This is a genomic window from Flavobacterium sp. GW821-FHT11G01, assembly GCF_058808175.1.
In genome coordinates this window covers 67,364-82,801 of the sequence record NZ_JBXARK010000004.1, presented here as the reverse complement: position 1 = coordinate 82,801, position 15,438 = coordinate 67,364, and the positions used below count along the sequence as shown (strand labels likewise).

The following is a 15,438-nucleotide window of genomic DNA, read 5'->3' as shown; positions in this document are numbered from 1 at the left end:
TTTTTTATTTATCCCACCAAACTTTAGAATTGATATTATCCCCTTCAATCATTTGAATGGCTTCCATATAATTTTCTGTGTTTTTAATCTGCTGATTGTCCGGATAAGTGAATCTTGAAGGCATAATTCCTCCATTAAGCATAGCAGTTGTTTTGGGTAAAACCGGAAACCCAGTTCTGCGGTATTCAAACCATTGTTGATAGTCTGTAAAATACAACGCGTAATATTTTTGAAGCATGATTCTCTCCAATGTTCCATTATACTGCGCCTGTACATTATCAAAATAAGTTGCAGGAACTACTGCTTTTACTTGTTCAATAGCCGATTTAACACCTTTTATATAATGCCCGGCAGCATCAGCAACATATCCACGTTGAGCCATTTCTGCTTTAATGAATTCCACTTCAGCATAAGTCAAAATAAATATCTGCATCGGATTCTGTGCCTGCACATTTAGCAATGTAGAAGCATTGTATTTAAACTGTGAATCTGAACCCGCATAAGCACTTGTAATTCCTTTATAACCAAGAGGTGCATTCGTAACAAGAGTAGTTGCTCCTGTTGCAATTATGGCCCTTCTTGGATCTTCCAGAACATTAAGATTATCAATAAAAAACGAAGCCATTTTTATATTAAGATTAAAATCCTGAGGTCTTCCCCACGGAGACATATTTGGAGAAACACCTGTTACTTTTAAAATAGCTCCTTCTGCCGTAGTGGTAAAAACAGGATAAATTTCAGGATGCTCGATCATATAAGTCAGCTTTTCAAATGCTTTTGTTTCGGTGCGGTTTGAAATCCTTAATAACAATCTCATTTTTAAAGAATTGGTAAATTTCTTCCAGCTGGCAACTTTATTCTGAAATAAAATATCTTCCGCATAAATCATCGGTTTGTTGACATCATAAAGTGTGTTAGCTCTTTCCAGATCTGCCAGTAATGTTTCATAGATGAATTCCTGTTTATCATATCTTGGATAGAGAATACCGTCTTCACCACGCGCAGCTTCAGTCATAGGAACTGGCCCGAAAAGATCCGTTAAATTAGCATACACCAAAGCATTAAGCGTAAGGGCAATTGCTTCATAATTACCATCTTTTGCTTTCGCAGATGCCATACGCATCTCTCTGATGTTATTAAGCCATTTGTAATAATTATTCCATGCCGAATTACCAATGTTGTTGCTGACATCATAGCGATGAAGTCCGCCTGTTATGCTTGGAAAAGGCAATGATACCTGCATCAGGTTGAAAGTAACATCAACACTTTGAAGTGCATTCTGAGAAGCAATCCCATAAATTATGGGGTTTAACAGTGTACCGGGACTTACCTCTGTTATAAGATTAGGATTTTCATTAAGTTCTTCAAAACCTTGTGTACAGGAAATACTCATTCCGGTTAGCACTACTAATATTGCTGCAATTTTTATCTTTTTCATTGTTTTATTATAAAGTCAAACTTAAATTAAAGCCATAGGTTGTTGGTGAAGGCATTTGTCCAGTCTCTACACCAGGAAGAATAGTGTCTCCATTTAATGCGGCAGTTTCAGGATCATAGATTGGAAAATCTGAAATAACCGCCAAATCTCTTGCAAAAACGGAGAACTGAACCGACTGCAATCCTGTGTCTTTAAGCCATCTTTTTGGCATAGCATATTGAAGGCTGATTTCACGTAGTTTCGCATAAGAAGCATCAAATGAATTTGATTCAATATTAGCTCTACGGTAATAACGCACATACCAATCTGCTGTAGCAACTTTCTTTGTATTTGGTGAATAAGTTCCATCAGCATTCTGAATCACACCATCTCCGATAATATAACCTTCTGCCCTTCCCATATTATTAGAATTTAATTTCCCTTGCTCAGCAAGTTTGTGATGTGTCATTGAATAAAGAACGCCACCGTACTGTCCGTCAACAGTTACATTCATGGTAAAATTTCCGATAGTAAAAGTATTGGTCAAACCCGCTTTCCAATCCGGGCTTGCATCACCAATGTATTGAATCTCTTCAGGATATGCCGGAAGACCTGCTGTGTCATAAACAATTTTTCCGTCAGGTGATCTTACAAATCCAAAACCATAAATGGCACTTGTAGTTCCGCCAACTTTTGCAATGATAGAAGCTGTTCCTCCTGTACCAATAATCTGTTGTCCATCGATTCCTTCAGCAAGTTCCATTACTTTATTCCAATTGCGTGACCAGTTCAGGTTTGCATTCCATTTGAAATTTTTATTATCAATAAATTTTCCACCAAGAGTAAGCTCAATACCACGGTTTCTTACTTCGCCTCCGTTTAATACAGCTCCACTGTAACCCGTTGAAAAATCCATTGGAATATCAATGATCTGATTTTTTGTACTACTCTCATAAACGGTTGCATCGGCTGTCAAACGATTGTGAAGCATTCTGATTTCAAAACCAGTCTCAAAACTGGTCGTAATCTCCGGCTTAAAATGGTCATTATATAAAACCGTTAACGTTTGAGCTGAACTTGGAAAAGCGCTCTGTCCGTAATATTTTTGTGTTTTATAAGGTTCTGTATCATTACCAACCTGTGCATAGGAGAATCTGTATTTTAAATAATCGATCGCTTTTGGCAAAGCAGCCATTTCTGAAATGATTAAACTTGTATTTACAGACGGATAAAAGAAAGAATTGTTTTTTACCGGTAATGTACTGGTCCAGTCATTTCTTCCTGTAACATCTACAAAAAGCATTTCGCCATACGACATCGAAACTAATCCATAAAGACTATTCATCTTTTTATAGGCATCTCCCAAAGTTAAAATCGGAGCGCTTGAACCATTTGAAAGTTTATAAACTCCCGGAACTACCAAGCCAGTTACTTCTGCCTCTGTTCTTCTGTATTTGTAACTCATAGCATTTCCTCCGGCTGAAGCAGCAAGAGAAAACTTGTTTCCAAAATTCTTTTTATAAGAAAATAAAAAGTCGGAATTGATTTCCTGTTTGTATACATCCTGTCTTTCATAGAAACCTTTTGCATATCTGTTGATACTGTAAGGTCTTTTTTGTTCTCTGGTCTGATTGTAAGTATTAAGAGCCGAACGAACCATTAAATCCAGGTTCGATGATAATTTGATGTTGGCAAAAATATTCCCAACAATCTGATCACTATTTAAAGTATTGGTTGCCTCATAAGCAATTAGATATGGATTATCAATAAAAGAACTAAAAGGATGCAATTGCTGAATTTGTTCTTTTCCTTTTTCCCAAATTGGACGATACCAATCCAAATCAATATTGGGCTGTTGGAAAATCATGAAATAGGCAATAGAACCGTTATTATAACCAGTTGAAGGAAGATTATCACTGTTTCTGGTATTGTAGTTTACAGTAGTTCCTAATTTGATTTTATCGGATACCTGATAATTGGCATTAATTGCCGCAGTCACCCTGTTAAAACCAGTGTTTGGCATAATCCATTCGTTTTTCTGATGACCTAATGAAAGACGCATAGATCCTTTATCGTCACCTCCCTGTATAGAAATATTATTATTTAAGGTTATCCCGGTGTTCCAGAAATCTTTACGATTGTCTCTATACGAAGTCCATGGAACCCTGTTTACCGACTGGCCCTGAACCGTTGGATCGTATTGATAAAAATTTTGTCCGGTAAAAGCAGGTCCCCAGGCACTGCTGGTTCCACTTGTACTGGTTCCGTCAGCAGAATTGCCATAAGAATAATATTGATTACCCTGAGCATCTGGTGAATTCCCCGTTCCTTGTCCGTAAGTATACTGATAATCTGGCCATCTCTGGATTTTATCAAAAGCGGCGCTACTACTATAAGATATACCCAATCCTTTATTTTTCTTACCCGATTTTGTTGTTAAAATCAAGGCTCCATTTGCGGCACGGCTTCCGTAAAGCGCAGTAGCTCCTGCACCTTTTAAAACGGTAACACTTTCAATATCATCAAGATTAAGATCAGAGATTCCGTTACCATAATCAATTGGAGAGTCTTCCCCCATATAGGCGCTTGTTGAACCCGAGGTTGTCATTTCTGCATTTACCGGTACTCCGTCGACTACAATCAGTGCATAATTTCCTTTAGGACTTAATGATCTGTTTCCTCTTAGAGTAATCTGCTGCGAGTTTATAGGTCCTGATCCTGCTGAGATAATGCTCAATCCGGCAACTTTTCCTTTTAAAGCAGATGACCAGTTATTCGATCTCGCCTGAGACAAACTTTCTGATTTTATAGTCTGCTGTGAAAAACCAAGTCGTTTTTCTTCTCTTTTAATTCCTAAGGCGGTTACCACAACCTCATTTAACTCACTTGTACTTAATTTCATGGTAATTTTCAGAGGCGAATTACTAATGGCAACATCCTGTGAAAGATAACCAAGATAAGAAACTGTAAGAACTGCTGAAGAGTTTGAAACTGCAAAACTAAAATTCCCTTCCATATCGGTTAACGTACTGGTTTGCGTTCCCTTTTCAAGAACTGTAACACCCGGCATTGGAAAACCACTTTCATCTAGTACTTTCCCGCGTACAGTCATTTGTACACGTAGATTCTTAGTTACTATAATAGTGTTATTAATTTTTTTGAAAGAAAGTCCGGTTCTTTCTGCTATTTTTAGGAGAATTGCATCCAGGCTTTCCTTTTCAGCAAAAATCGTGATACGTTGAGAAGTTCCCGATATTTTTTCATCAAAAACAAAAGTGAATGCTGTTTTTTGTTCAATCACTTTAAAAAATTCTGTAATTGTTGCGTCCTTCAGGTTTAGGCTAATTTGATTTTCCTTTATCGGATTTCTCATCGCAAATCCATGGAGAGTCAAAAAGAATGTTATCAGTATATAAAGATTTTTCATCTTAATATACTTATTGAAAAAAAATTGTAGTTTCGTATTCATTACTATTGGGCTATAAATTTTTATTTGTAGTCTTTTTTTTAATGCCCGTTTCCGTTGCACCGGAGGCGGGTTTTTAATTTTTTAATATTAAGGCGTCTTTCTTCTTATAACGATATGGTTTTGGGTTAGGTAAATGATTTTCAATTGTTTCAAAAAGGCAATACTTTCCAGTACATTCTCCAATTTTTCATCTTTAAATTTTCCTGAAATAGTAAGTTTTTTTATTTCCTGATCTTCAAATGTAATATCCACATTGTACCAGTTTTCAATGATTTTTGCAGTTTCAGAAAGGGATGTGTTTTTAAGAACAATAGTGTTGCTGGTCCAGGCAATCCCTTCGGTGCTATCATCTGTTGAAATATGGAAATCAGCATTACGTTTCAGATCAGCCTGTTCATTTTTCACAATAACTACTTTCTTTCCTGAAGCAGAGCTAACTTCAACTCTTCCGGTGAGAACACTTACTTTGGTAGATCTATGTTTATAGGAGTTGACATCAAATGAAGTACCTAATACCCTAACTTTTACATTATGAGTTTGTACAATAAAAGGTCTTTTTACATCACGAAAGACTTTAAAATAAGCCTCTCCACTAAGTTTGATATTTCGGGTTTCACCAAATTCTTCCGGATAAGTAATACTGCTATTAGAGTTCAGTACAACGATACTACCATCTTGCAACAAGACTTCTTTTTTCTCTCCTTTTAGAGCAATCTGAATTATTTCTTTTGGTGCCAGGGCAAATTTTACAACTGAAAAAGAAATTCCAATAGCAACAATTAAAATCGCTGCAATTCTAAGCGCTCTTTTAAATTTGAAATTTCGTGGTTGTTTTTTGGTATGTAATTCCTGGAATATTTTTCCAAGAATAATATCCCCTTTTACATCGGGGAATTGATGCAGATTAATTATTGAATTATCCTGCATTTTGTCGAAAAAGGCTTCAACTGCCATTTTTTCTTCAGGTGTGCAAGTACCTTCTGTGTATTTTTTTGCCAGTAGCAAAAGGGTTTCTTTTTTCAAAATGAGTGCTTTTATAGATAAGTCACCAATTTTGATCAGTACAAGTAGTCGAAAAAGTAGTCTTAACGTTTTCTTAAAACTGCTTTTATTTAGTTAACATAAAGAAAAGCTGCCCAGTAAAAAATCAGAGAATTATAATGATGCCCGTTAAGGCGCAACTGTTTTAAAGCATTGCTGATGTGCTTTTCAACCGTGTGAATGGAGAGGCTTAATTTTTCTGCAATTTCGGCATTCGAAAAGTGTTCTATACGACTTAATAAAAAAACCTCACGGCACTTGGGAGTTAATTGACCAATCTGGTTCATAATACCCTTTTCGAATTCAACATATTCAATATTATCCACAGTATAGCCCGGTTCAGGAATGGCCTCAAGAACTTCAAAATGCTCACGATCAAACTTTAGACTTCTGATGTGATTGGCAATTTTATATTTTACAGCTCTAAAAAGATAAGCTTCTAAATTGAGAATCACTGTATTTGCTGAATTTTTCCAAAGACTGATAAAAATTTCCTGAACGATGTCCTCACAGATTTCTTCTTCTTTATAAATCTTAAAGGCATAAGTATATAATTTCTTCCAATACCGGTTGAAAATAATTGCAAACGCATCGTGATCCTCCTGAAAAATCAATTTCTGGAGTTCTTCGTCAGACATTTGCAAAAGATAGTTTTTCATAATAGATTTAAAAGAGCAAATGAAAACTAACGAACAAAAAATACCTAAAAAGTTGATTTATCTTTGTGTTAAATTAATAATGTTATGAGAAATTAGTCTAAAACTACCTATTAGATAGTGATTAAAGAATCATAATAAAATAAGCTATAATGAATGTTAAGATGATTTTCTGTAAGTTAATCCGTTGGCTTTATTCACATGTTCGCCTTAGTTCAATAAAAAATTGCCGGCATCTCTAAATGTATTTTTTACACATAAAAAAGTATCATACATAGCCTTAAAGTGGACTATTAATGACCCAATGTTTCATCATTTTTCTCTAACTTAGCACATTCAATCTTAAAATATAAGATTACAACAAACTTCGTTTTTCTGCAAAGAACTGAATGAAAAAGCATTACTGTTTTTTCTCTTGCTTATTTTCAGAAAAAGCATTTTATAATAATTTTAGTTAATTGAAAACTATGAACAAATTTGATTTTGGAATTGTAGGATTAGGTGTAATGGGTCGTAATTTACTTTTAAATATTGCGAGTCATAAATTTGCAGCAGCAGGTTTAGATTTAGATACCGAAAAAGTAAACTCTCTTCAACAAGAAGCTGATGCTGATCATACTATTGAAGCAACAACAGATGTTAAACATTTTGTAGAACTAATTCAACAACCAAGAGCGATAATGTTGCTTGTTCCTGCAGGGAAACCTGTTGACAGCGCAATTGCAAGCTTACTTCCTCATTTAGACAAAGGAGATATTATAATTGACGGTGGAAACACTTATTTTACTGATACAGACCGTAGATTTTTAGAATTATCCGAGAAAGGAATTCATTTCTTTGGAATGGGAATTTCAGGTGGTGAAAAAGGTGCCAGATTTGGTCCTGCAATGATGCCGGGCGGTGATCAGAAAGCATACGAAAGACTTCGTCCAATTTTTGAAGCTATTGCAGCAAAAGTTGACGGTGAACCTTGTGTAGAATATCTTGGAAATGGTTCTGCCGGAAACTACGTTAAAATGGTTCACAACGGAATCGAGTACGGAATTATGCAGTTAATCTCTGAGATTTATGACCTGATGAAAAGAGGTTATAATCTGGATGATAATACAATTCAGAAAACTTTTGAAGAATGGAACCAAACTCATGATCTTAAGTCTTATTTAATTGAAATTACCGGAAACATTTTGAAACAAAAAGATGAAGACGGAACTCAATTAATCAATAAAATCTCGGATTGGGCAAAATCTAAAGGAACAGGAAAATGGACCTCGCAAAACGCAATGGATTTGCAAGTTCCGATTCCTACTATTGATGCGGCAGTTTTTATGCGCGATATGTCTAAAACGAAACCAGAAAGAATTGAAGCGGCTAAAAATTTAGTTTGGAAGGCTAACGAAACTGATGTAAATACTACCGAAGCAATTGCAGCATTAAAATCGGCTTTATATTTTTCTATCGTTGTGACTTATGCACAAGGTTTAGCACAGCTTCATACTGCTTCAAAAGAATATAATTACGGATTAAATTTAGAAACGGTTGCCAAAATCTGGCGCGGTGGTTGTATTATTCGTGCCAACATTTTGGAAGATTTCAGAAAAGCGTATGTGACAAAATCAGATTTACCAAACTTGCTTTTAGATTCTGGAATTGCTTCAAAATTAACAGAAAATCAAGCAGGAATGAGAAATGTTATTCAGTTTGCTGTTCAAAAAGGATTGCCTGTTGCCGGACTTATGAATTCGTTAGCTTATTTTGATGCTTACAGATCTGAAAATCTCCCAACAAATTTAATTCAGGCACAGCGTGATTATTTTGGAGCACACACTTACGAACGTATCGATACCGCTGGTGTTTTTCACACACAATGGTCTGAATAATAATTTATAAGCAATACAACTACAAGCAACACAACTACAAAAATGAGTAAAATCAAAAATATAAATCCAACAATTATTGTAATTTTTGGAGGAACCGGAGATCTTGCAAAGAGAAAACTCTTTCCCGCATTTCAAAATCTGTTTCTTGACGGCCGTATGTCTGAGAAATTTCAGATTATTGCTCTTGGAAGAGCCGAAAAAACTGATGAAGATTTTCGCAGTTACGTCTTAGAAAACATACATACCTTTTCTAGAAAAAATGACGTTTCTGATCCTCAAACTGAAAAATTTCTTTCTCACATAACGTATCAAAGTTTTGATATTGATAAAGAAGATTCGTATCAAAGATTAAATGAAAAGATAAATGCTATTGATCAGACTTTTGGAGAACGTGCCAATCGTCTTTTTTATCTTTCTATTACACCTTCTTTTATTACTACAATTTCTAGTAATATTAATAAAATAGGTCTTGCCGCTAATCCAAAACAGGATCGTATTATTATTGAAAAACCTTTTGGTTACGATAAAACTTCGGCGATTGAATTGAATACAATGCTTTCGCAGACTTTTAAAGAAGAACAAATTTACAGGATTGATCACTATTTAGGTAAAGAAACTGTTCAAAATATTTTGGCTTTCCGTTTTGGAAATTCGATGTTTGAACCTTTATGGAGCCGTAATTTTATTGACTTTGTTCAAATTACCGTGGCCGAAGAAGTTGGCGTTGAAGAGCGCGGCGGTTTTTACGAAGGTGTTGGAGCTTTAAAAGATATGATCCAGAACCATCTGCTTCAAATTTTATGTATGACAGCTATGGAAGCTCCGGCTTCACTACAAGCTGATGACATTAGAAATCGTAAAGCCGATGTTTTAAAATCGATTCGCCGCATTAAACCGGATGAAGTTGATCATTATATTGTCAGAGGTCAATACGATGCTGGCGAGATAAAAGGAAAACCAGTTCCCGGATACCGTCAGGATAAAGGAATTGCTCCGGATTCTAATACAGAAACCTATGTAGCAATGAAAATTTATCTGGATAACTGGAGATGGCAGGGAATTCCGTTTTATTTACGTACAGGAAAACGAATGGAAGAAAAACAATCTTCAATTATTATACAATTTAAGCCAGTTCCGCATTCTTCATTTTCTTATGGAAAAGAAGGAATGACACCAAACAGGTTGATTATCAACATTCAGCCAGCAATGGATATCAAGCTGCAGTTTATGACCAAAAAACCAGGTCTGTCACTTTCTTTAAGACCGGCAGAAATGATTTTTGATTATTTCTCTTGCTCGACAATGTCACCGGAAGCTTATGAAACTCTTATTGCTGATGCATTAGTAGGAGATCCTACCCTTTTCATGCGTTGGGATCAGGTAGAGCAAGCGTGGGATGCTATTGATACCATTCAACAAGTATGGAAAACTACAGCACCAACCAATTTCCCAAATTATAAAGCAGGAAGCTGGGGACCTGAAGAAGCAGATGAATTATTGGCTCGCCAGGGACATAAATGGATTCCGAATACACAAACAAAAGAAGAAGTTTTAAATGATACAGATTTACAATAATACAGAAGAAATCAATACTAAAGCGGCAGATCTTTTTGTGGCAGAAGCTCAGAAAGCAATTGCCAATAAAGGAAATTTTACAGCCGTACTTACAGGAGGTTCTTCTCCTGCAGGTATTTACAAACTATTAGCTTCTGACGATTACAAAAATAAAATAGACTGGAGTAAAGTTTTTATTTTTTGGGGCGACGAGCGTTGGGTACCTCTTAATGATGACCTTAGTAATGCAAAAATGTCTTATGCGACATTATTAAGTCATGTCCCTATTCCAAAAGAAAACATTTTTGAAATGTACAAAGATGGTGTTACACCTGAAGATTTTGCAGCTACCTATGAACAATCCATCAAAAAAGTCCTTGGAGATGAAGGGAAATTTGATCTTATTTTGTTAGGTATGGGAGATGATGGACACACAGCTTCTCTTTTTCCTGGTCAGGCAGTATTGGAAGAACAAAAAAAATGGGTTGATGCTTATTATTTAGCTCCTCAAAAAATGTATCGTATCACGCTTACTGCACCACTAATTAATAAAGCTGAAAAGATCATTGTAGTGGCTTTCGGAGAGAAAAAAGCACCTGCATTGAAAGAAGTAACAAGTGGAGCATACAATCCCGTGACTTATCCTATGCAATTGATTAAACCTGTTTCTGGTGAATTGCTATTTCTTGTAGATAAAAGTGCTGCTGGCACAAATTAGAAACTTGTTTTATAACCAGTTTATGTTCTTAATAAACTGGTTATAAAACTAATTTTTCCACAAATAGTATATATCTATTATCCTATTTAATTTTTCTTTCCATAAATTAACTGACATTTATTTGGAAATTGGTTTTGAGAATCTCTTCTATTTTTCCTTTGCATTTAAAAATACAACATCGACTTATTAATTCAAGATCAGGCTAACTGTTTTTCATTTTAATTTCATTCTTAGCACTTACATTACTATATTTGAAGTGTAAAAACTACACCCTGTATGATGTTGTCCCTTCTCTTTCAAATTCTTATTTCCTGGCTGGTTGCCTGTTGTATTCTAAGAATATTCAATAAGGGATTATCCGCAAGAGACAACGAATTTTACCAAGAACCCACACTGCTTACAAGTCTTCTTTCTATTATAAATATTGATTTATCGTTAAAAGCGAAATTACAAGCCGGAAAGATATTGCATCATAGCTTAGGGTTTTGTTTTTCAGCAGTTTATTACCTGATATGGTATTCTGAATTTGCAGAAATTTCATGGACAACAACTATTATTATAGGTTGTGTGAATGCCTTGATACGAATTATAAGCTGGATCTTTCTGCTCGAAATTATACCATCAATTTATACTGTCAATTTTAAGGGATACTATTTACAATTGGTATTCGTACACAATATTTTTATCATTATTGCCTTTTCTGTTGATTGGCTCTTCCTGTCATAAATTCTAACTCACAATGAAATAAAAAAGTTGTCACTTATTTGACAACTTTTCTCTCCATATTCTGTATTATACTTTTTTAAATAATACAGAAGCAAACTAATGCTGATTAATTCTTCCTAAATGTTCTTCCATCACAAAATACCTCTATACTTTAATAGAGGTGATTTTTAGTTTTAATTGAACCGAATTTTAGAATTTGAAAGTCAAATTTACCAGGAAATTTGCCGGTGGCTGAGGCGCTCCCCAAGAACTCCAGTATTTCTCATTGGTCAGGTTATTCAACTTAACTCCCACTCTCCAGCTTGATTGCTCGTAAAATACAGTTTGATTAAAAATCGTGTACGACGGAATATAAAAAGTATTCGTAGTCGCCATATAACTTTTGTCGACATAATTAGCTCCAACTCCAATGCCAAATCCTTTTAAAACATTTTGAAATTTATACGAAGCCCAAAAGTTGACTACATTTTCAGGTGCGTCCTGAGCTTTATTGCCTTCAATCGCTTTGTTTGCCTCGCTTGTTTTAACGATACGATTATCATTATAAGCATATCCGGCCGTAATGTCTAAACCAGGAATCGGGTTCGCCAAAAATTCAAACTCAACACCTTTACTTACCTGTTTTCCATCTTGTTGGTAAACTAAATCGGCTTGTCTTATTACAGCGTTGTCATTTGTAATTTTATAATAACTAACCGTAGTACTTAGCTTTTTATTAAATAATTCCGTCTTTATACCTGCCTCATATTGATTTGCATAAAGCGGATCTAATATCAATTGCTCGCCACTTGGTTGTGAAACCGGTGCTAGATTTTGGAATCCGTTCATGTAATTTCCAAATATAGAAACCTGATCCTTAACAACTTGATATACAACTCCTAATTTTGGTGACAAGGAGTTTTGACTATAGCCCGGTACAGTTCCGCTTTCTTTTCGGTCAAAATTATCTAAACGCAAACTTGCCATGGCATACAATCTGTCAGCAACACCTAAAACATAAGATGCATAACCGCTAAAAGTATATTCATCTCTTCCGGCTCTTATAACCGGTGCCAACAATACTTTATCAATTTCACTTCTTCTTACCGGAGTAAAATTGGTCGTTACATCAATTGTTCTAAATGGAGCTGTAGGCGTTGGTGTTGACGAAAATGTATCGGTATAATATCTATAATTAGTACCAATTAATATTTTATGTTTTAAAATTCCTGTTGAAAATTCACCATTAATATTTTCCTGAATATTAGTGTAATTACTTGAAATAGGTCCAAAAAGAGTTGCACGTATAGTAGCGGTAGTAGGCGAAGTCCAGGTTGGTAAAACCTGATAACTATATTCTAAATCTTCATTCACGTAAGAAAACAAAGTAGTTGATTTCCAATGATCTGATATTTGATATTCTGCCTGAACAAATGCCTTAGATGAAGAAGATTTTGCATCAGCATCCTCATGTACCAATGCTTTTTTATAATCTAATTTTATATCTCCCGGATTAGTAATTCCCGAAGTAGCGGTAACAGTTGGAAATAATGGTTTGGTACTATTAACCTTAAATAACTCTGCATCTATATTGAAAGTAAGTTTTTCACTTGCTTTAAAAGTAATACTTGGTGTAAAAGACAGCGTCTTATTAAAACCGTAATCTAAAAAGCTTTTTTCATTATTGACTGCTGCATTAAGTCTAAAAAGTACTTTTTTATCTTTAGTTAAAGATGTATTGATGTCAACTGTAAGTCGGTTTACACCAAAACTTCCCGCTGTATACGAAATTTCAGTTGCTGATGCCTCAAAAGGTTTTTTAGTAACCAGATTGACAACGCCTCCGAAAGAAGAAGCAGACGAACCGAATAAAGTTCCTGAAGGTCCTTTTAATACTTCAATTCTTTCTACGTTTGCAATACCAACAGTTGATCTTCCTGATAATGTTTCCATTCCGTTTCGGGAATTAATTCCCACAGTGAAACCTCTAAAAATGACAGCAAACCCGCCAGAAGGATAATTAAGCGGTACAACTCCTGGTGCGTTTCTTATTGCACCTGCCGCATCAATTACAATTTGTTCCTGAATAAGTTCTTTATGTATAACATTATAAACTTGAGGGTTTTCTATGTTTTTAAGAGGCATTCTGGCAACGTATTGCGTTTTTTTAGAAAGAAGGCTCTTTCTGTTATTAATCACTACTTCTTGTAACTCTTTATTAGAAACAGTTAGCTGTAAATTTAATACAGCAGTTTTGTTGTTTTCAACCAGAACTTCTTTTTCTGAAGTTTCATAACCAGCCAGAGAGATTTGCAATATGTAATTATTTTCTCTTACTCTGCTAATCTCAAAATTACCATCTTCATTTGTAGTAGTACTGTATTTTGAGTTTTTAAGTATAATATTTACATCTGATGCAGGTTTCCCGTCAGAAGTTGTGATTAGCCCTTTTATTTTTCCATGATTTTGTTGAGCAAAAGAAGAAAAAGCTGAAAAAAGACAAACAATAAATAAAAACTTTGATGTTCTTAAACTAAGATATTTCATTGATTTTTAGTTTTGGTTAGTAATTATTTTTATTTAGAATTAATAAAAACAGTGCAAAAATAAAAATTAATAGTTGTTTAACAAGTAATATTCTAGTTTATTCTTAAGAAATAAAGTTTATGTTTTATGCTACCTATATTTTCTTTTTTTACTTATAAACTAGACAGAATATTTAGTTTATAAATTCAATATTTTTTTTAAAACATAACCTATATTTAGTCTAAATAAGTTTAAATTTGCGCCAGAATACGGTGAAAACATATTTCAAAGCAAGTAATTTGAGATTGCGAATAAAACTTATATATGAAGAAAACATTAAAAAAGAATATTGGCTTATTACATTTATGGTTAGGACTTGGCTCTGGTATAATTGTTTTTATTGCCGCATTATCGGGAAGTATTTTGGTTTTTGAAAAAGAAATCGATAAAGCTATAAATCCTGAGTATTATAATATTTCAACGATAGGAAAAACAAAAAAGAGTATAGACTACTGCGTAGATGTACTTCAAAAACAATATTCGATAAAAAAGATTACTCGTATTTATACTTTTAATGATCCTTCGCGCACATTTCAAATTTTGGCAAAAGATTCAGATAAAAAAGCACAATTCTTTTCTATTGATCCCTATACCGGAAAAGTTCTGGGAACAACACCACAAGAAAGCAGGTTTTTTGTTATTGTTTTATCCCTTCACAGGCAATTATTATTAGGAGAAACCGGTGAAATTATTATGGGAACTTCTTGTTTAATCTTTGCTTTTATGCTGATTTCCGGAATCATATTGTGGTGGCCTAAAAAAATGAAAAATCTAAAGCAAAGGTTAACCGTAAAATGGGGTGCTTCTTTCAAAAGAGTAAATTGGGACTTTCACTCTACTTTTGGTTTTTACAGTTTTTTAATTCTACTTATTATTTCACTTACCGGATTGTCTTTTGCTTTTACCTGGTTTCAAAATGGTGTTTATTTTCTGGCGGATGGCACAACAAAAAAGCCTTCTGCAAAAGTAGAAAACCCAACTAAAATAGATCCTAAACTAGATAATACTACTTTTTATCAAAGTATTTACGATAAGACCGACAGCATTTTTCCTTATACTGGAAACATTCAGATTAGAATGCCTGCGGACACTATTAATAGTATTTTGGTACTTAAGGAAAATATAGAAATGGCCATTCCAAATCAATCAAGTGCTGCTTATTTTGATAAATATACAGCTAAAAATATTGAAGCAAGACCCTACAAATTATACTCAAACGGCGAGATAATAAAACGTCTGAACTATCCTATTCATACGGGAAGTATTTATGGTCTTCCGACTAAAATAATTGCATTCCTGGTAACGCTATTTGCCATGACATTACCTATTACAGGATTTTTGATCTGGTTAGGAAAAAAAAATAAAAAAAAGAGCAAATAATTTTGCAATAATTATAAAAGCCAAAAGCCACTCTT

General features: G+C 34.4%; 9 protein-coding genes. 4 read left to right on the top strand and 5 right to left on the bottom strand.

Annotated features, from left to right (window positions below; translation table 11 throughout):
- Positions 1–4: 4 nt before the first annotated feature.
- The 4 genes from AC1RRN_RS09200 to AC1RRN_RS09185 all read right to left on the bottom strand — a co-directional run bounded on the left by AC1RRN_RS09200 (position 5) and on the right by AC1RRN_RS09185 (position 6,586).
- Complete coding sequence (locus tag AC1RRN_RS09200) at positions 5–1,438, bottom strand: SusD/RagB family nutrient-binding outer membrane lipoprotein (protein ID WP_492967010.1); 1,434 nt, start codon at positions 1,436–1,438, stop codon at positions 5–7.
- 7 nt (positions 1,439–1,445) lie between these two features.
- A complete protein-coding gene (locus tag AC1RRN_RS09195) occupies positions 1,446–4,844 on the bottom strand; it encodes a SusC/RagA family TonB-linked outer membrane protein (protein WP_492967009.1) in 3,399 nt (1,132 codons plus the stop codon).
- 129 nt (positions 4,845–4,973) lie between these two features.
- On the bottom strand, positions 4,974–5,909 hold the full coding sequence (locus tag AC1RRN_RS09190) for a FecR family protein (protein WP_492967008.1): 936 nt from the start codon (positions 5,907–5,909) through the stop codon (positions 4,974–4,976).
- 89 nt (positions 5,910–5,998) lie between these two features.
- Positions 5,999–6,586 (bottom strand): RNA polymerase sigma factor, encoded by a 588-nt coding sequence (locus AC1RRN_RS09185; protein ID WP_492967007.1) that lies wholly within the window; start codon positions 6,584–6,586, stop codon positions 5,999–6,001.
- A gap of 464 nt (positions 6,587–7,050) precedes the next feature.
- Here AC1RRN_RS09185 and gnd point away from each other — a divergent pair, with 464 nt between their 5' ends.
- From gnd to pgl, 3 genes are read left to right on the top strand one after another with little or no spacing between them, the layout of a single operon-like run.
- Positions 7,051–8,460 carry an NADP-dependent phosphogluconate dehydrogenase gene (gene gnd / locus AC1RRN_RS09180; RefSeq protein ID WP_492967006.1) on the top strand — a complete coding sequence of 470 codons (1,410 nt, stop codon included), beginning with the start codon at positions 7,051–7,053 and terminating at the stop codon, positions 8,458–8,460.
- Positions 8,461–8,502: 42 nt separating this feature from the next.
- On the top strand, positions 8,503–10,035 hold the full coding sequence (gene zwf / locus AC1RRN_RS09175) for a glucose-6-phosphate dehydrogenase (RefSeq protein WP_492967005.1): 1,533 nt from the start codon (positions 8,503–8,505) through the stop codon (positions 10,033–10,035).
- Positions 10,016–10,732, top strand: a complete 717-nt coding sequence (gene pgl / locus AC1RRN_RS09170) for a 6-phosphogluconolactonase (RefSeq protein ID WP_492967004.1) — start codon at positions 10,016–10,018, stop codon at positions 10,730–10,732. Before zwf ends, pgl begins: the two co-directional genes overlap by 20 nt.
- A gap of 915 nt (positions 10,733–11,647) precedes the next feature.
- Here the strand turns inward: pgl and AC1RRN_RS09165 are convergent.
- The gene (locus AC1RRN_RS09165; RefSeq protein ID WP_492967003.1) at positions 11,648–13,984 is read right to left on the bottom strand and encodes a TonB-dependent siderophore receptor; all 2,337 of its coding nucleotides are present in this window, start codon (positions 13,982–13,984) and stop codon (positions 11,648–11,650) included.
- 303 nt (positions 13,985–14,287) lie between these two features.
- On the opposite strand from AC1RRN_RS09165, the gene AC1RRN_RS09160 reads away from it, so the two are divergent.
- Positions 14,288–15,403: a PepSY-associated TM helix domain-containing protein gene (locus tag AC1RRN_RS09160; RefSeq protein ID WP_492967002.1), complete on the top strand. Its 1,116-nt coding sequence runs from the start codon at positions 14,288–14,290 to the stop codon at positions 15,401–15,403.
- Positions 15,404–15,438 lie beyond the last annotated feature (35 nt).